The organism is Gymnodinialimonas sp. 202GB13-11 (genome assembly GCF_040932485.1).
In the GTDB taxonomy this organism is placed as follows: domain Bacteria; phylum Pseudomonadota; class Alphaproteobacteria; order Rhodobacterales; family Rhodobacteraceae; genus Gymnodinialimonas; species Gymnodinialimonas hymeniacidonis.
On sequence record NZ_JBFRBH010000001.1, the window covers coordinates 570,841 to 592,225 of the forward strand.

Below are 21,385 nucleotides of genomic sequence, written 5' to 3' on the forward strand. Positions count from 1 at the left end.
GGGGGATGAATATCAGAGCAGGCTGTCGGGCAGTTTCTGTTCTGCGGCGGTGTTGGCGCGGCGGAAAAAGAGGGTGACGCCCGTTGAGACGATCACGATGAAAAGCGAGTAGAGCGCAGGCACGGCCATGATCGCCTGTTGCTGGTCGGGCGGGAAGGTGAAGACGATGATCGCGATGGCTAGGGGGCCGTTCTGGATGCCCGTCTCAAGCGCCACAGTCCGTGCGTTGCGGGGGTGCAGGCGGATCAGGCGGGCGAAGGCGTAGCCCAATGAAATGCCGATGATGCCCAACCCGATGGCCGCAATGTAGATGGCCGCCTGCGTATCGAGCAGGAATTGCCAGTTTGCGGGCACCCAGGTGGCCGCGATCAGGATGATGAACAGAACGCCCAGGATTGAGCCGGTGAACTCCATCACGGCCCCGATATTCGCGTTGAGCTTGCGCAGGCCCATCCCCAGCAGCACCGGGACGATCAAGACGACCAACGTGGGGATGAACTCGCGCGCCGGGATTTCGATGTCGAGGGTCGATGCATAAAGCAGCAAGATCACCGGGATCAGGACGATGCCCGTCACGGTCGATGTCACCGTCATCAGCAGACTGAGGGAGAGATTGCCCTTGGAGAAATAGGTGAAGATGTTCGACGTCGTACCGCCGGGCATACAGGCCATCAGCAGGATGCCGATCACGATCGGATCGGGCACGACGAGGATCGACACAAAGAGGAACCCGAGAAACGGCATGAAGCCGAACTGGCAGAAAAGCCCGATCAGCAGGCCATAGGGACGTTTGAGGGCAAGATAGAAATCGCGCGGCGTGAGCGAAGCGCCCATGCCGAGCATGATGACTGCGACCATGATGCCGAGGAGCGCTTGGGTGGTTTCATCGACCATTGGCTCAGGCCCCCTTCATTTCTTCGGCGCGCAGATCTTTGCGGAGGATCTTGCCGACATTGGATTTTGGCAGATCGTCGCGGATTTCCACCCGTTTGGGTACCTTGTAGGCCGTGAGATGCTCCTTGCAGTAGGCGCGGATCGCGTCGGTGGTGACGCTGGTGTCCTGGAGCACGACGAAGGCCTTCACCGCTTCGCCGCTGGCCTCGTCCGGCACGCCGATCACGGCGGCCTCGGTCACGGCGGGGTGGGCGGCGAGGACGTCTTCGATCTCGTTGGGATAGACGTTGAAGCCGGACACGACGACCATGTCCTTCTTTCGGTCGACGATGCGGATATAGCCGTCCGGGTCCATGATCCCGATGTCACCGGTGAGGAAATAATCGCCGGACATGACCTTGGCGGTCTCGTCGGGTTTGTCGAGATAACCCTTCATGATCTGCGGGCCTTTGGCGGCGATCTCTCCGGTCTCGCCGATAGGCAGGCGATTGCCCTCTTCATCGAGGATCGCGATGTCGGTGGAGGGCACGGGGATGCCGATGGTGCCGGGGCGCGATTTGCCCAAAGGCTCAAAGGTGAGGACCGGTGAGGTTTCCGTCAGGCCGTAGCCTTGAAGCACGGGCTTGCCGGTGATCTTTTCCCATTTCTCGGCGACGGAGGCTTGCAGCGCCATGCCACCTGCGCCCGCAAACTTTAGGTGTTTAGGTGGACTGTCGGTGAACCAGATCTCGTTCGTGAGCCCGTTAAAGAGCGTGTTCACGCCGGTCATGAAGGTGATCTTGTAGTTCTCGAACGCGCGTTTGAGATTGCCCAAGGGGCGCGGGTTCGGGATGAGGATGTTGCGCGAGCCCATCCAGTAGAAGGCCAGCATGTTCACGGTAAACGCGAAGATGTGGTAGAGCGGCAAGGCCGTCAGGATCGTTTCCTTGCCGCGATCCAGCCCGCTAAGCAGGTCCATCGATTGCTCCATATTATGGAGCAGATTGGAATGGGTCAGCATCGCGCCTTTGGACACGCCGGTGGTGCCACCGGTATATTGAAGGACAGCGACATCATCGGCATCGACGCCCTGGTGATAGGCCTCAACCTCAATGCGTTCACTGTCACGATGCGCGCGGCCTGCGGCGAGGGCGGCAGGCAGGCGGATATGGGCGATCTCAATCGGTTTGACCGAGCGATCCCAGTATTTCTGGACTAGCCCTGCGATCCCGCGCGGCAAGACGGGGAGGAATTCGGCCACGCGAGTGACGATGATATTAGGGATCGGGTGGCCTTTGGTGGCGGCCGGGATCTTGTCGGCGAACATGTCGACGATGACCAGAGCGTGGGGCTGGGCATCTTCGAACTGTTTAGCCATCTCTTCCGCGGTGTAGAGGGGGTTCACGTTGACGAGCACGCAGCCCGCCTTGAGCACACCGAAGGCCGCGACGGGGAAGCTGAGGGAGTTTGGCATCTGCACGGCGACACGGTCGCCTGCGTTCAGGCCCGCGACTTCGCGCAGGTAGACCGCGAAGGCATCCGACATCTCATCGACTTGCGCAAAGCTGAGCGTGCCGTTCATGCCGTTGGGCAGGCAGCAAGTGAAGGCGGGGGCTTTGCCATAGGTCTCGGCCACCGAGCCGATCAGATCGCCCAGGTTGCGATAGGCCGGTGCCTCGATCTCTGTCCGTGCGCCAGGCTGGTAGAACGCGGTCCAGGGGCGGTCAGTCATGGTCAGAATCCTCCCAAATTCTCCCGCCGCGAACGATACCGGGTTTCGGGGCGGTGGGAAGCGGGAACCTACGTAAACCTGTCTGGCGCAACTTGGGCGTGTGTTTTGGTGGTTGCGCCGGCGGAGTTTCCCGCTTGGGGAGAGTGGCGCGCGCGGGGTCGGGCGGGTTTGCGCCTAATCTCGGCGATTTCGCGGGGCAAGCGGACTCTTGTCTCGCTGCGAATTTTTGAAATTATATTTCAGAAGTGGTATAAGCGTATTTAGCTACGTGAAAACAGGGCCTTGGATTTTTTCACAATGCAAAACGTGCTTTCAAATCTGTGAGTTTACCGATGAGTGATGGCGAAAGCTCCCCCGCCCGGCGCGCAAGGGGCCGTCCGAGGGGATGGAACGATAAAACCGAACAGAACACTATCAAGTCGCTCGACCGGGCGATGGAGGTGTTTGAGCATCTATCGACCCTGCCGGGCGCGACCCTGACAGAATTGTCCGAGGAATTGAGCCAATCGCCCGCCACCGTCTACCGCATCATGGTGACGTTGGAGGGGCGCGGCTTGGTCGAATTCGATCAGACCACGCAGATGTGGCATGTCGGCGCGCGGGCCTTTGTGATTGGGGCGCGGTACTTGCGGCGCACTTCGCTGGTGGAACGCGCGCGGCCCGTATTGCGGCAATTGATGGAGGATACTGGCGAGACCGCGAACCTTGGCATTGCACGGGACACACATGTGCTGTTCGTGGGGCAGGTCGAAACCCATGCGACGATCCGAGCCTTCTTTCCGCCCGGAACGCTATCGCCCATGCATGCGTCCGGTATTGGCAAGGCGCTGCTGGCGCAAATGAGTGATGACCGCCTGTCACGACTTTTCGCGACGGCGCCGTTGGACCAGTTCACCGCGAAGACATTGATTGAGCCTTCGACCCTTCGCGCTGATCTGGAGGCCACACGAGAGCGTGGGTATGCGATTGATGATGAAGAGAAAAATGAAGGGATGCGCTGCATTGCGGCGCCGATCTTTGATTTCAGTGGAGGGGCGATTGCCGGCCTGTCCGTGTCTGGCCCCGTGAGCCGGGTGAGCCTAGCCAAGACCGAGGATTTGGCCGCGTCCGTTGTGCGGGCGGCGCAGGACTTGTCGCAAGCGATGGGGGCGGAGGGCTAGCGCGTGTTGCGAAGTGGGGGCGGAATCGGTTACACTCGCAACTGAGCAGATGCTCCCCGCGGGCCGGGATCTTGTTTGTCGCGTGAAGGGCACGTCACACGCGGCGTCAAAAGCAGGAGGTGGGCCATGGGACCTTTCCCGCATGATGCCCCGAAAGCCGTTATCGACGCGACCAATGTGGCCGGAACCGATGGGTTCGAATTCGTGGAATTTGCGCACCTCGATCCCGTGGCGCTTGAGACGCTGTTCTCTGCGATGGGGTACGTCGAGGTGGCGCGGCATAAGACACGCGACATCTCGCTCTACCGGCAGGGCGACCTCAACTATGTCATCAACCGCGAACGCGACAGCCATGCGGGCCGCTTTGTCGATGCACATGGGCCTTGCGCGCCCGCGATGGCCTGGCGGGTCGTTGATGCGCAACACGCGCTGAAGTGCGCGGTCGATTACGGGGCAGAGGAATATACCGGTGCCGACAAGTCGCTGGATGTGCCTGCGGTTGTGGGGATTGGTGGCTCGCTTCTGTATTTCGTCGAAACCTATGGCGAGGCCGGGTCGCCCTATGCGGCGGAGTTCGACTGGATTGGTGAGGTTGACCCGAAGCCCGAGGGCGCGGGCTTCTATTACCTCGATCACCTGACGCACAACGTTGCGCGGGGAAATATGAGCACGTGGTATGATTTCTATGCCAAGGCGTTCAATTTCCGCGAGATCAAGTTCTTCGACATCGAGGGCAAGCAGACGGGCCTGTTCTCCCGTGCGCTCACATCGCCTTGCGGAAAGATCCGTATCCCGATCAACGAGAGCAAGGATGAGACCAGCCAGATCGAGGAATACCTGAACGAATACAAGGGCGAAGGCATTCAGCACATCGCAGTGGCGACGGAGGATATCTACGGGGCTGTGGACCGGATCGCGGCGGCCGGGATCGAGTTCATGCCCGCCCCGCCCGACACCTATTACGAGATGAGCCAAGCCCGTGTGCATGGCCATGAAGAGCCGATTGACCGGATGAAGGCCCATGGCATCCTGATTGATGGTGAGGGTGTGGTGGATGGCGGGGTCACGCGCATCCTGCTTCAGATTTTCTCGAAAACTGTGATCGGCCCGATCTTCTTCGAGTTCATTCAGCGCAAAGGGGATGACGGGTTCGGCGAGGGCAACTTCAAGGCCCTGTTCGAGTCGATTGAGGCCGACCAGATCGAGCGAGGCGTTTTGTAGGGCCGTTGGGTCAGGTTTGCGTGGGCGGAAAACTCAAGTTTTCCGGCGCGCTAGCCGAGCGCAGTGTTTACTGATTTCAGGGCAGGATAGAGGGCTCGGTAGCCCTTGAGGCGGCGGGACATAGCCTCCGCCGCTGCCGGATTAGGGGTGAACCAGCGCGAGACTTCGGGTTTTGTGGCGACCTCTTCGACAGAAGCGCCGGTCGCTATCTGCGCGAGGCGGGCTGCGCCGAGGGCCGGGCCGACCTCGGCGGCGTCCGATCGGCCAAGCTCCACCCCCATGACGTCTGCGATCATCTGCAACAAGAAGTCGCTGCGGGTGCCGCCGCCAATGGCCAACAGGCGGTCTGGCTTGGTGCCCGCGTCTGCCATGGCCGCCTGCGCATCGGCGAAGGAAAAGGCGATCGCCTCGACCACCGCGCGCATCATGGCGCCGTGGGTGGTGCCTTCGCTGAGGCCCCAGAAGCCTGCGCGAATCTCCGCATCGCCGTGCGGCGTGCGTTCGCCTGTGAGGTAAGGCAGGAAGAGGGGGCCGGGATCGGCGGCCTCGGCCTCTGCCAGAAGGTCGGGGATCGGACGACCAAGAAGATCTGCGAGCCAGGCCATGGGGCGCGCCCCGTTGAGCATGGCCGCCATCTGGAACCACAGATCCGGCAATGTGTGGGCATAAGCATGGATGCGGCTGGCCGGATTGGGGCGATAGCTGTCCGTAGTTACGAAAAGCTGGCCAGATGTGCCGAGCGAGATAAAACCATCGCCCGCCGCAACGGCCCCGATGCCGACGGCACCGGCTGCGCCATCGCCCGCTCCGGCGGCGACGGGGATGCCCTCGGGCAGACCCAACGCCTCAGCCGCCACTGGCCGCAAGGCGCCTGCAATATCTGTGCCATGCAGGACCGGCGGAAGCCATTCCGACTTGGTCGCAGACGCCGCGCACGCCTTGTCTGACCAGATTCGGGCCTGTTGGTCGAACCAGCAGGTCCCGGCGGCATCGGACGGATCGGTCGCCAGATTGCCATGGAGGAACAGGCCCACATAGTCCTTGGGTAACATGATATGGGCGATCCGGACGTGGTCCTTGGGCGCGTGTTCGGCCAGCCACATTAGCTTTGGCGCAGTAAAGCCCGGCATCGGCGGAACCCCCGCAATCTGCCCGATCTCGGGCAGCGCGGCCTCCAACGCCTCGCATTCGTGCGCGGCCCGGCTGTCATTCCACAGGATAGCAGGACGGATCGGCGCGTGCGACGCATCCAACAAGACCGCGCCGTGCATCTGGCCGGACAGGCCGATGGCCGTGACCTGCGCGCGTAGGTTTTCATCCAACCGATGTGCGGCGCTTTGCGTGGCGGCAATCCAAGCGTCAGGCTCCTGCTCACTGGCACCGGGGAACGGCGTTTGCAGGCTGAGTGGTGCATCGACTGAGGTCACAACGCCACCGCTCGCATCTGAAAGACAGAGCTTCACGGCGGAGGTGCCAATATCGATCCCAAGGAGAAGGGTCACGTTCAAATCCTGTTCATGCGCCGGTCTATTGCGATCATCTGATAGGGCGAACGCCTGCATGAGACAATCTGCGGTGCAGGTTTCGCGCAATAACGCTGGCTCTTGACCTTCCAGTTAGTGGAAGGTGCATATATGCTGCTCATCCTGCCGAAACTGGAAGTTTGAAACAGCCATGGCCTATGCGCTCCAGATCTCGGGCATGAATTGCGCGTCCTGCGTCGGGCGCGTTGAGCGGGCTTTAGCGGACTTACCTTCGATCCGCGATGTTCAGGTGAACCTTGCCACCGAACGTGCGCAGTTTGAGGCTGATGATCCAGCCGCACTGCAAGCGGCGGCTGAGACACTGGAAAAGATGGGCTATTTCGCAAAAACCACAGAGGTGCGGCTGACGCTTCAGGGTTTGTCCTGCGCGGGCTGTGTGGGTCGGGCGGAGCGCGCCTTGGCTGCTGTGCCGGGCGTGGTGAGCGCGGCGGTTAATCTGGCCACGAACACGGCAAATGTAACGCTGTTGGACGGCGTGACGCCTCCGAAGGCGCTGGCCGAAGCCGTCACAAAAGCGGGATATCCGGGCGAATTTGTGGGGGACACGGCCGCCGCAAACCCAACCGACGAAAGGGCGGCAGAGGCTATGGTTGCCCGGCGGCGTATGATCCTGGCCGCTGTCCTGACATTGCCTGTCTTCGTGATGGAGATGGGCGGGCATCTGTTCCCCGAGCTGCACCATTTCATCGGGTCAACGATCGGACATCAGACCAATTGGCTGATCCAATGGGCCCTAACCAGCCTGGTCCTGATTGGGCCGGGCCGCGTGTTCTATACCAAGGGCCTGCCTGCGTTGGTGCGCGGAGCGCCTGACATGAACAGCCTTGTCGCGGTCGGCACGTTGGCGGCCTATGGCTTTTCGGTGGTGGCGACCTTCGCGCCGGGGCTTTTGCCAGACATCGCACGGGCCGTGTATTTCGAAGCGGCCGCCGTGATTGTGACCCTGATCCTTGTGGGCCGCTTCCTTGAAGCGCGCGCCAAGGGTCGGACGGGGGCGGCGATTTCCCGGCTGGTGGGCCTACAGGTGCAAACGGCGCGAGTGATGCGAGCCGGCGCAGCGGTCGATGTGGTGCTGGATGACATCCGGGTTGGGGATATCCTGATCGTGCGGCCGGGTGAACGGATCGCGGTGGATGGTGAGGTTGTGGAGGGCACCTCCCATGTCGATGAAAGCATGATCACGGGGGAGCCGATTCCAGTGGACAAAGGGGTTGGCGATGCGGTCACAGGCGGCACGGTAAATGGCGCGGGCGGCTTCACCTTCCGCGCCACGCGCGTGGGCGCCGACACGGCCCTGTCGCAGATCATCCGCATGGTGCAGGACGCGCAGGGTGCGAAGCTGCCCATTCAAACCTTGGTGGATCGGGTGACGTATTGGTTCGTTCCAGCCGTCATGATTCTGGCGGCTCTGACCGTGTTGGCATGGCTGCTGCTCGGGCCGGATCCGGCGCTGACATTTGCGTTGGTGGCGGGGGTCTCTGTCCTGATCATCGCGTGCCCTTGTGCGATGGGTCTGGCCACGCCCACGTCGATCATGGTGGGGACGGGGCGCGCGGCGGAGATGGGTGTGCTGTTCCGAAAGGGCGAGGCGTTGCAGCGCCTGGCAGATGTGGACGTGGTGGCGTTCGACAAAACGGGGACGCTGACTCAAGGCCGACCCGAGTTGACCGACATGGTTTTGGCAGACGGATTTGATCGGGCGCAGGTGCTGACGCTGGCGGCGTCGGTCGAGGTGCGTGCAGAACATCCGGTGGCGGAGGCTATTATACGTGCCGCGCGGGCGGAAGGTTTGGCAATTGATCGGACTCTGACGGGGTTTGAGGCGATTGCGGGCCAAGGCGTCCGCGCTGAGGTGGCGGGACAGAGGGTTGCGATTGGCGCAGGTCGCTTGATGCAGTCCGAAGGGGTCGTAATCGGCGCCTTTGGCACCGAGGAAGTGACGCTTGAGGCGCAGGGGAAGACGCTGCTCTACGTTGCAGTGGACGGAAAGCTTGCGGCGCTGTTTGGGGTGGCCGATACGATCAAACCGTCCGCTTTGAGTGCGGTCGAAGCCCTGCATGAACGCGGCCTGAAGGTCGCTATGATCACGGGGGATCGCCAAGCTACGGCGCGGGCGATTGCCGACGCGCTTGGCATTGATGATGTGGCGGCAGATGTGCTGCCTGACGGCAAGGTCGCAGCCATTGACCGTCTGGCAGGCGACGGGCGCAAGGTGGCCTTCGTGGGCGACGGCATCAACGATGCGCCCGCGTTGGCCCATGCGGATATCGGGTTGGCCATCGGGACCGGGACGGATGTGGCGGTGGAGGCCGCAGATGTGGTGTTAATGTCGGGCGATCTGACCGCCGTGATCAACGCCGTCGAGATCTCGCAAAAGACGATGCGCAACATCCGCCAGAACCTCGGTTGGGCCTTTGCCTACAATGCGGCACTTATTCCGGTTGCGGCAGGCGTTCTGTATCCGGCCTTCGGTCTGTTGCTGTCGCCCATGTTCGCCGCCGGGGCCATGGCCTTGTCGTCTGTGTCGGTCCTGAGCAACGCGCTGCGACTTCGGCGTGTGAGGCCTGCACTGGCGCCAGTTACCGTCCGCCCGGAAGCGGATGTGAGTGCTGCGCGCACAATGGCGGCAGAATGAGCGTGGAGGGGCAGGGCAGATGAATATCGGTGAAGTTGCAAAAGCCGCAGGCGTGCCGGCCAAGACGATCCGCTACTATGAGGATATCGGCCTGATCCGCCCGCAAAGGGGCGAAAACGGATACCGGTCCTTCCGCCAATCCGACCTGCACAAACTGGCCTTTCTGGGTCGCGCCCGGGCGCTGGGATTCTCAATCGCCGATTGCCGCGTTTTGTTGGAGCTTTACGAGGATGAGCGGCGCAGCAGTTCTGAGGTGAAGAACATCGCGCAAAAGCATCTTGATGAGATCGATCGTAAGATCGCGGACCTGTCCGATATGCGGGCCACATTAAGTGAGTTGGTTCGAAGCTGTGCAGGCGACAACCGACCAGACTGTCCGATCCTGTCATCCCTCGCGCAAGAGGCGGAATAGGTTTTGAAGTGAAGGTGGAGGCGAGTACCGGAATCGAACCGGTGTACACGGATTTGCAATCCGCTGCGTCACCACTCCGCCAACTCGCCGTCCGTGGTGGTGCGCCTCTAGTAGGAGAACGCAGAAATCGCGGCAAGCCCTAATCGCCGGAAGCTGGCGTTGGCAAGCCGCCTTTGATCTCGACCACGCGCTGAGGGTAGGGGATTTCGATGTCGTGCTCCTTGAGCGCATTCCAGATCAGGAATAGCACGTCGGACGTGTATTTGTTTGCCCCGTCGTCGATGCCGTTGACCCAGAATTCGACGGCGAAATCAATGCCGCTGTCGCCGAAGCCGCGCAACTCGCAATCGGGCGGGAATGGGGCGTCCAGCACTTCGGCATGGGTAGCGACCGCGGCCTCAACGATGGCAGGGACCTTGTTGATGTCCGTGTCGTAGCTGACCGAGAACGGGGCCTCGTATCGGTTGGCTGAGCCACTGTCGGAATAGTTCACGACGCGGGTGATGATGAAATCTTCGTTCGGCACCACGATCCAGCGGCCGTCATAAGTCTCCAAAATCACGGCGCGGGCTGTCATACGGATGATCGTGCCTTCCTCGCCGCCATCCAGAGCCACGAAGTCGCCTACTGTGGCCTGGCCTTCCAGCAGAAGGATCACGCCAGAGATGAAGTTTGACGCGATCTTCTGCAGGCCAAAACCCAAACCCACACCAATCGCACCAGTCAGCACCGCGAGGGAGGTGAGCGGAATGCCCATGATGTTCATAAAGATAAGAAAGGCGGCGCCGAAGATCGCGATTTCCGCCGCTTTCACGGCCAGTTGCCGCGTGGCGGGGCGCATCTCGGCCTGTTTCTCGATCAGGCTGGCGGATTGATCATTCGACCAGCGCCCAAGCCAGAAGATGACCCCGCCCACCACGACGAAACGAATAAGGTCGAGGAGGTCGAACGACAGATTGCCGAGCGGGATGACCACTGCCTCCAACCGGGCCATAACCGGGTCGAGCAGGCCGATGGCGTAAAGCGCGGCCATCGGTAAGAGGATGAACTTGCCGAGGAGTTTTAGGAACCCGTCCGTCAGGATATCGCGCACAAGCGCGCGCACGGCGAGGAACAGGAAAATGCCCTTGCCCAACGCGATCACGCTGCCTGCCGCAAAGATCGACCGTGTGGCCTGTTCGCCCAATGCGGTCAGGGCGAAGGCCAGCAGCGGCATGGTCAGGGGCAGGAACTGGCGGAGAAACAGCCGCGCCTTGTCGAACAGCCGCTCCGAACCTTCCTCGGGCGAGAGCCATTGCGTGAGTTTCGGGCGCAGGCGTTTGGTCAGGTAGCGCGCCAGCAGGAAGGCGACGATCAGCAGTGCAAACTGCGACCAGGCAGCGGGGCTGAGCAGCCAGGCCTTGGCAATGGTCAGCCCTTGCTGACCGAATTCGATGGCCTGTTGTGCAAAGGGGGGCATCCCCTCTGCCCATTCCGGCAGGGGCGGGGGCGGCGGAACCTCAACGGCTTCCATTGCAGGCTCGACCGCGTCGGCGGCACCTTCGGTTTCGGTCTCGTTTTCCATCGTGGGCCCCCATGGTCCGGTACCAACGTGAAGCTGGACCCTCTTAATCGGACGGTCAGTCGAAAAGGGCAAGCCGTGGAGACGCTCGGATCGGTGCCTTTCGTCGCATCTTGAGGGGCTTGGGGACAGGGCGGTTGCCAGCCACAAGCGCTTGTGCCACAAGAAATCCGAAAACTAGACGGAGTGGTTCAGTTTCATGGCGGACTTCACGCAGCGCAGGGTCACGATGGTCGACACGCAGGTGCGGCCCTCGGACGTCACCAAGTTTCCCATTCTTGAGGCAATGCTGAGCATTCCGCGTGAGGTTTACGTGCCGGATGCCAAGCGCGATTTGGCCTATGTGGACACGCCCATTGATCTGGGCGAGGGGCGGCAGCTTCTGGATGCGCGGGCGATTGCCAAGCTGTTGGAGGCACTGACGCCTGCTCCGGCGGATCTGGTGCTCGAAATCGGAGCCTCGACCGGTTACACCACCGCGCTTTTGGCACGCATGGCCGAAGCGGTTGTCGCGGTCGAGGAAGACGAAGACCTTGCCCGCGATGCCGAGGCGAACCTTTCGGACGAAGGGGTCGATAACGCTGCAGTTGTTGCTGGATCGTTGGCCGAGGGCAGCGCGAAGCACGGACCGTTCGACATGGTGATGATCTTTGGCGGGGTACAGATGGTGCCGAATGCGATCATCGACCAGCTGAAAGAGGGCGGCCACATCGCGGCGATCTTCATGGATGGGCCGTTGGGCGAGGCCCGTGTCGGCGTAAAATCCGGCGGCCGGATGAGCTGGCGCATGGCATTTAATGCAACGGCACCGCTCTTGCCCGGCTTCACAAAAGAACCAAGTTTCGCATTCTGAATGACTTTGCATCCGTCAAAGGGTGCATCGGACAAACAAGACAAAGACGACACAGGCAAGGCAACAGGCAAAACCAGATCTAGCGGGGGATCAGATGGCAGTTCAATGGATCGGGCGGACGAAGACCGCGTTATGGGCCTTGGGCCTGTCATTAGCAGCCGCGCTGCCTGTTCAGGCGGATGGATTGCGGCAGGTCATGGCGGATGCGTATCGCCATTCGAACCTTTTGGAGCAAAATCGCTATCTGTTGCGGGTTCAGGATGAGGGCGTGGCCCAGGCCGTCGCGCAACTTCGTCCGGTTTTGACATTCGTGGCCACGATGAACCGCGACGTCATCAACAACACTTCGAACGCCTCGGCATCTTTGGTGATGGAATACCTGCTGTACGACGGCGGCGCGCGCCAGTTTGCGATTGAAGCTGCGGAGGAGACGGTTCTGGCCACGCGCGAGCAGCTGATCTCCCTCGAACAGCAGGTGCTGCTGGATGCGGTGACGGCCTATATGAACGTGTGGCGCGACATGCAGATCGTGGGCGTGCGGGAACGCAATGTGCGCGTGATCACACAACAGCTGCGCGCAGCACAGGACCGGTTTGAGGTGGGCGAGGATACGCGCACTGACGTGGCGCAGGCCGAAGCGCAGCTGGCAACGGCCCGGTCGCAACTGGCGGCTGCGCAAGGCGCGCTTGATATCAGCCGCGAATTGTTCAATCTGGCTGTGGGCCGCTACCCGAATGGCCTGTCTGGCCCCGGAAGCTTGCCAAACGTACCGCGCACGGAGGCTGCCGCGCAGGCTCTGGCGCGGCAAGAACATCCCTCCGTCCGTGCGCTTCAGCATGAGGTGACGGCGGCTGAGTTGGGCATCGAACAGGCCCGCGCCGGGGTGCGTCCTCAGCTAAGCCTTGAGGGACGGTTAAGCGAAAATTTCACCGACCCGGTTCAAATCCCCGGTGCCGATAACTGGAATTCGTCCGGCACCATCGGCCTGACCTTGACCCAACCTATCTATCGCGGCGGTCAGCTTCTGTCGCTGGAACGCCAGTCGCGTGCGCAGGCCGCAGCCGTGCGGTCGAGCTTGAACCAACAGGTACGGCTGAACCTGCAGGCGGTGGGCAATGCCTGGGCCGGTATGGAAATCGCCAACGCGCAGATTCAGGCGGCAGATCAACGAATTGAAGCGGCAGAGCTCGCCTTCCGGGGTGTGCAGGAAGAAGCCTCGCTTGGTGCGCGGACGACGTTGGATGTGCTTGATGCTGAACAGGATGTGCTGGATGCCCGCATCAGCCGCATTCAGGCGCAAACGGACCTTTATCTGTCCTGCTATCAACTGCTGGCCGCTGCCGGTTTGATGACGGTTGAGAATCTGCATCTGAACGTTCCCGAATATGATCCTGCGGCCTATGCCGATCTGTTTTCAAACGCGCCATCGCGGGTCAACAGCCCGCAGGGCGAGCAATTGGACTCGATGCTGGAGCGGATTGGTCGCGACTGACCGCAGCATTGGCCACGGGCGTCCGGGCCAGACACAACATCTGCATTTTAAGCAATTCCCGTGCAGCCAATGTGCGGGAATTGTTGTGTGAAAAGCCCATTCTGGGTATCTTGCGCGCGAGTTGAGGTTCAGAACGGCCCGCAAAAGGGCTGCAATTGGCGTACCAATCGGCCTTGAAACCGGGGTGCGCCAGAGGAGAGCAGAGATGTCCGATCCCGCGAAGACGCCGGAAGAAATCGAGGATGTATTGGCATCCATTCGCAGGCTTGTGTCCGATCACACGCCCGGCCCTGACGGATCTATGCAGCCCGCGGAAGAGGATGAGGTCGCGCCTGCCGCAGCTGCACCCGTTTCCGACGATCGCCTTGTTCTCACACCCTCTTTCCGCGTCACCGAACCGGATGATCCGTGGCTGACGGTGGCCGAAGCAGAGGCTGAGCCCGAAGATGAGGCCGCAACCGAAAGCTCGATCCTCGACGTGCTTGCTCAAGATGACGCCGCGGCGCCTGAACAGGCAACGGATGCGGATGACAGCGAATGGCAACCCGACGACCGCCTTGCGCAATACGACAGTGTTGGCCCTGACGAGGATGGGGGCAGCCCCGATCTGCACTTTGAGGCGGACGCGGTAGAAGGCAGCGTTGAAGTAGATGCGATGCTGGATGAAGACGGCACTTCTGATGCCGATGATGTTGCAGACCTGATCCGTTTGGATGGCTCCACGCCCGAGATTGCGGATTTTGAGTCTGAGACCGGCGATGACAATTGGCCGAGCGATGGGGCAGAAGCTGCCTTGCTGACCCTTGTGGCCCGCCGTGACAATGCCGCGCCCGAGGCAGAAGCCGACGTGCCGCATGACGGGGTATCAAAGGTGGAAGAGGAAGTGGAGGCCTCGTTGGAGGAGGGTGAAACCGCTGAAATGGTTGAGCCGAACTCCGAAACGACCGAGCAACCCGTCCGGAGCGACGCTGAAGTTGCGGAGCCCGAGGTTGTCGACGTCGTGGAGGCCGACGAGGCCGAGACATTGGCAGATGAAGCCGCGCCTGTCGATGAAGAGGCAGCGAGCACGCCGATCTTCTCCCGGCAGCGTCCTTTCGACGAAGTGGTTGAGCCTGAACTAGAGCCGGAGCCGGAACCGGTTGAGGCGGTTGAGGCCGAAGATCTTGGCGAAGAGCCGTCGCCCTTCACCTTCCCGGATGCCGATGAAGGCATTCTCGATGAAGAAACCCTGCGTGAGATCATCGTGGAAGTGGTGCGCGAGGAATTGCAGGGCGTTCTTGGCCAACGCATCACGCGCAATGTCCGCAAGATGGTAAGGCGTGAAATCCGGTTGGCTTTGGCGGCCGAAGACCTCGACTAAGCCTTTATTCCAGCGTTACAGCTTAGGCATGTTATCGCAAACGCGCGCACAAGGCGCGGTTGCGTGTTTGCCTGCGTGCGGGCTACACCGGGGTAACGGCGACAGAACCGTGGCCGAGGTGCGGGACAGATGACAAAAACACCCGAGACAGAAAGCCGAAAGCTGCTTTCCCGTCTGCAGGCTGTCATGGCCGAGGCCGATGCGGGACAGGAGCGTCTGGACCGGATCACACATCTGATCGCGGACTCGATGGGCACCGAGGTGTGCTCGATCTACCTGCTCCGCGACGCCGAAACGCTTGAGCTTTGCGCAACCGAGGGTCTGGCCGCCGAGGCCGTTCACGTCACGCGCATGCGTCTGGGCGAGGGCCTTGTGGGCCGTGTCGCGCGGAAAGCGCGCCCGATCAACACCCCCAACGCGCCCGATGAACGCGGCTTCCGCTACATGCCCGAGACGGGTGAAGAACGGTTTTCCTCTTTCCTCGGCGTGCCCATCCAGCGGCTGGGGGAGCGCCTTGGCGTGCTTGTCGTGCAGTCCCGCGATGCGCGTATCTTCTCGGAAGACGAGGTCTACGCCTTGGAAGTTGTTGCCATGGTGCTGGCCGAGATGACCGAATTGGGCGCATTTGTCGGAGAAGGGGCGGCGCTATCGGCGCGCCACACCAGTCAGGTCATGTTCAAAGGCTCCTGCGCACAAGAGGGTGCAGCCATGGGCCATGTTTGGCTGCATGAGCCGCGTGTTGTGGTGTCGAAACCTGTGGCCGACGACCCGGACGCAGAACGGACCCGGCTGGTAGAGGCCGTTGATCAATTACGCACAGACATTGACCAAATGCTGACCCGCGCGCCGACCGGAGACGCCGAGCAGCGCGAGGTCATGGAATCCTACCGCATGTTCGCGCGCTCGCGCGGTTGGTTGCGGCGGATGGAAGAAGACATCGCCCTGGGCCTGAGCGCCGAGGCGGCGGTCGAAAAGGAACAATCCAGCGCCCGCGCCCGGATGGAGACTGTCCCGGACGCATATCTACGGGACCGATTGCACGACCTGGATGATCTGTCGAACCGCCTGCTGCGGCTGCTGACGGGGCAGGGCAAGGATACGGGCGCCGAATTGCCGGCTGACCCGGTGCTTGTGGCCCGCAATATCGGCCCTGCGGAACTGCTGGATTACGGGCGCAGTTTGAAAGGCGTGGTGTTGGAGGAGGGCTCCGTCGGGTCGCACGCCGCGATCGTTGCGCGGGCTCTGGCCATCCCTCTGGTGATCCACGCCAAACGCATCTCGACTGAGGCACTGAACGGTGATCCGGTGCTGGTGGACGGGGATCAGGGCATTGTGCATTTGCGGCCCGAGGATACGGTCGCCAGCGCCTTCCGCGATAAGCTGGCCATGCAGGCCGAGGCGCAGGAGCGTTATGCCTCCATCCGCGACAAGCCTGCCGAAAGCAAATGCGGCACTGTGGTCAGCCTGCAGATGAATGCGGGCCTTATGGCTGATCTACCCTCCCTGCCCACATCGGGTGCGGAAGGGGTGGGCCTGTTTCGAACCGAGCTGCAATTCCTGACCCGCGCCCGCGTGCCGCGCCGGGGGGAGTTGGCCAATCTTTACGCACGGGTCATGGATGCGGCGGGCGGCAAACGGGTGGTGTTCCGCACGCTCGATATCGGGTCGGACAAGGTTTTGCCCTACATGAAGCCGCAGGATGAGCCGAACCCTGCTTTGGGTTGGCGGGCGATCCGTGTGGGCCTCGACAAGCCCGGCGTCATGCGGATGCAGTTGCAAGCGCTGATCCGTGCGGCGAATGGGCGGCCTTTGTCGGTGATGTTCCCGTTCATCGCGCAGTTCGATGAGTTTACGCAGGCGCGCGATCATCTGATGCGAGAGATCGACCGGGAAGGGAAACTGGGACATACCTTGCCCGAAAGCCTTGAGGTGGGCGCGATGCTGGAGACGCCGAGCCTTGCTTTTGCGCCGCGCCAGTTCTTCGAGATGGCAGATTTCATCTCCATCGGTGGCAATGACCTCAAGCAGTTTTTCTTCGCCGCCGATCGAGAGAATGAGCGGGTGCGGCGGCGCTATGATACGCTAAACGTGAGTTTCCTAACCTTCCTCGAACAGGTCGTGCATCGCTGCGGGGATACCGATACGCCGCTGAGTTTCTGCGGCGAGGATGCGGGTCGGCCTGTGGATGCCGTCTGCTTCGCGGCGATGGGGTTGAGGTCGCTGTCGATGCGCCCGGCCTCTATTGGGCCGGTGAAATCCCTGTTGCGGCGGGTGGACTTGCAGGAGGCGCGTGCAGTGATCACCGAGGCGCGCGCGTCCGGCGCGCAATCGGTGCGGGGCGCGGTGATGGATTGGCTGAAAAGCCAGGGATGAGCCCCAAAAGGCCATGGTTGCAAGGTTGCAACCATACACTAAGCCAATAAAAAGAAACGAAAAAGCGTTTTTCGTTTACCCTTTCTTAACCCCTTAACTGCCCCTGCGAAGCGTCGCCGTCAGCACGCCCATCGCGATGAGCGTGCCGCCACCCGCGCGTGTCAGCCAGGCGATCACGCCGGGGCGCGACAGGCGATTGCGGAGCGAGCCGGCCAAGAGCGCATAGGCCAGCGCGTTGAGTGTTGCGATGGCGACGAAGGTTCCGATCAGAATGGCGAATTGCGGCAGCAGCGCCGCCTCGGGTGCGATGAACTGCGGCACGAAGGCGATGAAGAAGGCGATGCTCTTGGGGTTCAGCGCAGTCACGGCGGCGGCATGGCCGAAGGTGCGGCGGGCGGAGATCGCCTCGGCCTCCGGCAACGCGAAGGCGGCTGAGCGTGCGCCGAGGATCATCTTAACGCCGAGATAAACCAGATAGACCGCGCCGATCCATTTGAGCGCCGTGAACAGCGTGGCCGAGGCCAGAACCAGCGCGCCGAGGCCCGCGAGGGACGCGGTCATCGCAACGAGGTCACCCACCGCCACCCCGGCGGCGGTCGATACGGCCACGCGGCGGCCTTGGCTTATGGCATAGCTGAGCACCAGCAAGACCGTGGGGCCGGGGATCAGAACCAGAAGTGTGGAGGCGGCGACAAAGGCGAGCCAGGTTTCAAATGCCATCAGGGGATTCCTTTCGCTCTAGGCAGTCAGCCCCAAAGCGGCGGCTTTGTCACCATCAACCAGTAGATGATTGTGAGAGCAAGGAATGCGGGCCAGCCGAGGGCAAACCAGATGCGGTAGAGGCGGCGGGCTTCGAGTGGCGTCGGGCCTGTGACGTCGGCGGTCAGGTCACGGATTCGGATTTGCAAATGGACAACCGGCGCCCAACAAAGAAACGCGAGGACGTAAAGCGCGTAGGTGAGGATCAACCACGGCTCGGTCCAACCGTAACCGGCCATCCAGACCAGCGCGAGCCCGGTCGCGGGCTGAACAAGCCCCGCTGGTGTGGTGAAGAGCCAATCGGCCAGCACCACGCCGCGCGCGACCCCGTGGATATGGGCCGCGTCGCTGCGATGCATCGCGAAGACCATCTGGAAGGCGGTTCCGATGCCTGTGCCGAAGAGGACCGTGCTGGACAGGATGTGGAGCCATTTGAGGGTGAGGTACGGGTCCATCAGCGCTCATCCTCCAGCATCATCCAGAGCGCGATCAGCATTAGGATAGGGATGTTCTTGAGCAATCCGCCGAGCGGAAGGAGCCAGAGTGCGGGCGCGATGAGGGTGAAGGCGAGGGTGTAGGAGCCCACGAGGCCCAGTTGCAGCCAGCCGGTCAGGCGCGGGCGCCAGTTGCGGATCAGCGCGGCGGCCAGCGCGAGGTCGGCGAGGCCGCCGAGCCGTGCCATGGCGATCCAGAGCGCGTCTGGCAGGCCGGTATGGGCGGCGATGGGCAGGAACGTGGCAGACGGCAGGAAGAGGCCAAGGAGGCCCGAGGCGAGCCAGAGGAAGGCCAGCGACAGTCGCAGCGCGGGGCGCATGAGGAACAGCCGCGCGTGCCAGAGGTCTTGGGTGCCGGCGGGGCGCGCGGCGAGGAATTGGTCGACGCCGCGCGGTTTGGTTTCGAGTTGCGCGGTCAGCGGGGCTTCATCGGTTTCGATCCCGTGTGTGATCTGGGCCACTGCGGTGCGCGAGATCGGGGCCATGGCGAGCGCGTCGCCCACACCGCCAAGCGCCATGGCAGCGCGATCCGGGATCGGCAGGGGCCGGGCCGGAGGCAGGCCGAACCAGCCGCGCAGATCGGCGGTGAGTTGGGCTTGCGTGATGCGGGTTGGACCGCCGATGTCCCAAGGCTGGCCGGGTTTGGGATTGTCGAGGCAGTCGGCGACGACGCGGGCGAGGTCTTCGGCGTGGATCGGGTTGAATACCTGTTGGCCGTCGCCCACGGTGGGGGATACAAGCGGCAGGGCGGCGAGGCCCCGGATCAGGGATGTCCCGCCGTAGGAGGTGTCGGCCATCACAAGGCCGGGGCGCAGGATGGTAAGGCCCGCGTCCTGGGCCACGGCCTCGCCTTTGCGGCGCCAGCGGGCGAAGGGGGTGTCGGCCTCAATCCCCACGGCGGAGATCAGGACGCCGCCACTTGCGCGGGCATAGGCGGCGGCGGGGGCTTTGACGTGGACGGCTTCGAACAATGTGTCGGAGGCGGTCAGGAGGCCTGCGGCGTTGACGATGTGGCGGTCCTGGGCTGCGTCCCAAAAGGCGGGGCTATGGGTTGCGGGGTTTGCCAGGTCGGCCTTGAGGGTGTCGAACCCCATGCGAGCGAGCCGCGTAGTGCGGCGGGCTGAGGCCAGGACGTCCCAGCCTTCAGCGCGCAAATGGAAGGCGATGTGGCGGCCGATGAAGCCGTCCGCCCCGAGGATCAGGACTCGTTTCAGAGCACCCGCCCCGCAATAGCGTCGAGCCGCGCGATGACATCCGGGTCGCGGGCATCGGGTGCGGTCATGATGGCGTGTTCCAGAGCGCGGTCACATTCGTCGGGGCAGGGCGGTTTGCTGGCCGACAGCGCTTTGGCCACGCCGGCCACCATGGCGCGGGCAGCGGCGGCGTTTCCGTGGAGCGTGTCGATGATCTGCGTGATGTCGACGGCGCCGTGGTCAGGGTGCCAGCTGTCGTAATCGGTGATCATGGCGACGGAGGCGTAGCAAAGCTCGGCCTCGCGGGCGAGTTTGGCCTCCGGCATGTTGGTCATGCCGATCACGTCGCAGCCCCATTGGCGGTAGAGGTGGGATTCGGCCATGGAGGAAAATTGCGGGCCTTCCATGGCGAGGTATGTGCCGCCGTCATGGGTGGTGACGCCCGCGGCTTTGGCGGCGTCGCGGGCGGTGGCGGAAAGGTGAGAGCAGGTGGGGTGGGCGACGGAGACATGGGCGACGCATCCGGTACCGAAGAAGGATTTTTCACGGGCGAAAGTGCGGTCGATGAACTGGTCGACGATGACGAAATCGCCGGGGGCCATTTCTTCGCGGAAGGACCCGCAGGCGGAGACGGAGAGCACATCCGTCACGCCAAGGCGTTTGAGCGCGTCGATATTGGCGCGGTAGGGCACGGTTGTGGGCGAGTGGACATGGCCGCGTCCGTGTCGGGGCAGGAAGGCCATGGGCAGGCCGTGGAGCTGGCCCGTCAGGATCGCGTCGGAGGGGAGGCCGAAGGGGCTTTCCACCTCGACCCATTCGGGGTTTTCCAGCCCGTCGATCTGGTAAAGGCCCGAGCCGCCGATGATGCCGAGATGTCTGTCCATATGGGCCCCCGTTCGTTCTAGGCGACGTTAGGGGGCGTGCGGGCATGGATCAATGCCGTGCGGGCCTAGTCGGTGCGCAGGGAGATAGTGGGGCCATAGCCGCCATCGCTGAATTGGATGCGGATTGTCATGTCTGCGGCTACGAAAACGGTCGTGTCCGGGTTGAGGCCGCGGCGCACGCCTGAGCGTCGCTCGAACCCCAATGGTGCGAGGGCATTGGAAACGGTGCTCAGCAAGCTGCTGGAATCACGAAGAAAAGTGGTTGGGCCGCTCAGCGAACAGGATGTGCGGACGGAGGAAAATCTAAAGCGGTCGCGCAGGCGGCGGTCGGGTGTTTCAAACGCAACGTTGTTGCGGTTCAGCGATCCTGCGGGAACAAGGCCTGCCGCGGCCAGGGCGGCTGCGTCGATTTCCTCGCCACGGAAATACCGTACGCAGACGGGCGCAATTGCGCGGATGTAGGACAGAGTTACCGCTGACCCTTCCGCGGTTCGGACGTCACGCCGTTCAGAGGACGACAGGCCATCGTCGGATGCTGTTGGTGCGCAGGCTGCAAGTACGCCACATGCAAGCACGGCTGCCTTGAGAGAGAAGTGTGTCATAGAGCGCCTCGCAAAATTGCCTCGTCCAGCATGAGTGCAAGAGTGTGTGCCAGCGGACAACCGGACCGGCACGGAAGGCGTCAACAGGTGGCTCTTATAACCTATCGATTGGCAGGTCTGACCGCCTGCTGTGCTTCTGCCGCAACGTGCCATGGCGGGTATGCGCAGGAATACCGTGACTTTCCGGACCCAAGCGCATAGGCAGCGCCTCAAACAGCCGGTGGCCGTGCCACGCCA

General features: G+C 62.4%; 17 protein-coding genes and 1 tRNA gene. 8 read left to right on the forward strand and 10 right to left on the reverse strand.

The features are described from left to right. Positions 1–12 precede the first annotated feature (12 nt). Together V8J81_RS02915 and V8J81_RS02920 are read right to left on the reverse strand one after the other, a co-directional pair. Positions 13–894, reverse strand: a complete 882-nt coding sequence (locus V8J81_RS02915; protein WP_368474256.1) for a bile acid:sodium symporter family protein — start codon at positions 892–894, stop codon at positions 13–15. A 4-nt stretch (positions 895–898) separates the two neighbouring features. Further along, entirely contained in the window at positions 899–2,605 is a 1,707-nt protein-coding gene (locus tag V8J81_RS02920) for an AMP-binding protein (protein ID WP_368474257.1), read from the reverse strand. A 332-nt stretch (positions 2,606–2,937) separates the two neighbouring features. Between V8J81_RS02920 and bhcR the strand changes: the two genes are divergently transcribed. Both bhcR and hppD read left to right on the forward strand, forming a co-directional pair. Next, a complete protein-coding gene (gene bhcR / locus V8J81_RS02925) occupies positions 2,938–3,765 on the forward strand; it encodes an HTH-type transcriptional regulator BhcR (RefSeq protein ID WP_368474258.1) in 828 nt (275 codons plus the stop codon). 126 nt (positions 3,766–3,891) lie between these two features. Then, complete coding sequence (gene hppD, locus V8J81_RS02930; protein WP_368474259.1) at positions 3,892–4,986, forward strand: 4-hydroxyphenylpyruvate dioxygenase; 1,095 nt, start codon at positions 3,892–3,894, stop codon at positions 4,984–4,986. A 50-nt stretch (positions 4,987–5,036) separates the two neighbouring features. Here hppD and xylB read toward each other — a convergent pair whose 3' ends face one another. Then, the gene (gene xylB, locus V8J81_RS02935; RefSeq protein ID WP_368474260.1) at positions 5,037–6,488 is read right to left on the reverse strand and encodes a xylulokinase; all 1,452 of its coding nucleotides are present in this window, start codon (positions 6,486–6,488) and stop codon (positions 5,037–5,039) included. A gap of 172 nt (positions 6,489–6,660) precedes the next feature. On the opposite strand from xylB, the gene V8J81_RS02940 reads away from it, so the two are divergent. Beyond that, positions 6,661–9,165, forward strand: a complete 2,505-nt coding sequence (locus V8J81_RS02940; protein ID WP_368474261.1) for a heavy metal translocating P-type ATPase — start codon at positions 6,661–6,663, stop codon at positions 9,163–9,165. 19 nt (positions 9,166–9,184) lie between these two features. Next, the gene (gene cueR / locus V8J81_RS02945; RefSeq protein ID WP_368474262.1) at positions 9,185–9,577 is read left to right on the forward strand and encodes a Cu(I)-responsive transcriptional regulator; all 393 of its coding nucleotides are present in this window, start codon (positions 9,185–9,187) and stop codon (positions 9,575–9,577) included. A gap of 15 nt (positions 9,578–9,592) precedes the next feature. Here the strand turns inward: cueR and V8J81_RS02950 are convergent. After that, positions 9,593–9,666: transfer RNA gene (locus tag V8J81_RS02950), tRNA-Cys, on the reverse strand. 50 nt (positions 9,667–9,716) lie between these two features. Then, complete coding sequence (locus V8J81_RS02955; protein WP_368477586.1) at positions 9,717–11,036, reverse strand: mechanosensitive ion channel family protein; 1,320 nt, start codon at positions 11,034–11,036, stop codon at positions 9,717–9,719. Between the two features lie 301 nt (positions 11,037–11,337). Between V8J81_RS02955 and V8J81_RS02960 the strand changes: the two genes are divergently transcribed. From V8J81_RS02960 to ptsP, 4 genes are all read left to right on the forward strand, one after another. Next, positions 11,338–11,991: a protein-L-isoaspartate O-methyltransferase family protein gene (locus tag V8J81_RS02960; protein WP_368474263.1), complete on the forward strand. Its 654-nt coding sequence runs from the start codon at positions 11,338–11,340 to the stop codon at positions 11,989–11,991. Between the two features lie 94 nt (positions 11,992–12,085). Beyond that, entirely contained in the window at positions 12,086–13,483 is a 1,398-nt protein-coding gene (locus V8J81_RS02965; protein WP_368474264.1) for a TolC family outer membrane protein, read from the forward strand. Between the two features lie 205 nt (positions 13,484–13,688). Next, positions 13,689–14,843 (forward strand): hypothetical protein, encoded by a 1,155-nt coding sequence (locus tag V8J81_RS02970; protein WP_368474265.1) that lies wholly within the window; start codon positions 13,689–13,691, stop codon positions 14,841–14,843. A 129-nt stretch (positions 14,844–14,972) separates the two neighbouring features. After that, a complete protein-coding gene (ptsP, locus tag V8J81_RS02975) occupies positions 14,973–17,216 on the forward strand; it encodes a phosphoenolpyruvate--protein phosphotransferase (RefSeq protein WP_368474266.1) in 2,244 nt (747 codons plus the stop codon). 93 nt (positions 17,217–17,309) lie between these two features. Here the strand turns inward: ptsP and V8J81_RS02980 are convergent, their stop codons facing one another. The 5 genes from V8J81_RS02980 to V8J81_RS03000 all read right to left on the reverse strand — a co-directional run bounded on the left by V8J81_RS02980 (position 17,310) and on the right by V8J81_RS03000 (position 21,148). After that, on the reverse strand, positions 17,310–17,936 hold the full coding sequence (locus V8J81_RS02980) for a LysE family translocator (RefSeq protein ID WP_368474267.1): 627 nt from the start codon (positions 17,934–17,936) through the stop codon (positions 17,310–17,312). A gap of 26 nt (positions 17,937–17,962) precedes the next feature. Further along, entirely contained in the window at positions 17,963–18,430 is a 468-nt protein-coding gene (locus V8J81_RS02985) for a DUF2269 family protein (protein ID WP_368474268.1), read from the reverse strand. Then, entirely contained in the window at positions 18,430–19,683 is a 1,254-nt protein-coding gene (locus tag V8J81_RS02990; protein WP_368477587.1) for a DoxX-like family protein, read from the reverse strand. The genes V8J81_RS02985 and V8J81_RS02990 overlap by 1 nt, the downstream gene beginning before the upstream one ends. Beyond that, positions 19,680–20,546 carry an S-methyl-5'-thioadenosine phosphorylase gene (locus V8J81_RS02995; RefSeq protein ID WP_368474269.1) on the reverse strand — a complete coding sequence of 289 codons (867 nt, stop codon included), beginning with the start codon at positions 20,544–20,546 and terminating at the stop codon, positions 19,680–19,682. The genes V8J81_RS02990 and V8J81_RS02995 overlap by 4 nt, the downstream gene beginning before the upstream one ends. Positions 20,547–20,611: 65 nt before the next feature. Next, the gene (locus V8J81_RS03000) at positions 20,612–21,148 is read right to left on the reverse strand and encodes a hypothetical protein (RefSeq protein WP_368474270.1); all 537 of its coding nucleotides are present in this window, start codon (positions 21,146–21,148) and stop codon (positions 20,612–20,614) included. Positions 21,149–21,385: the final 237 nt, after the last annotated feature.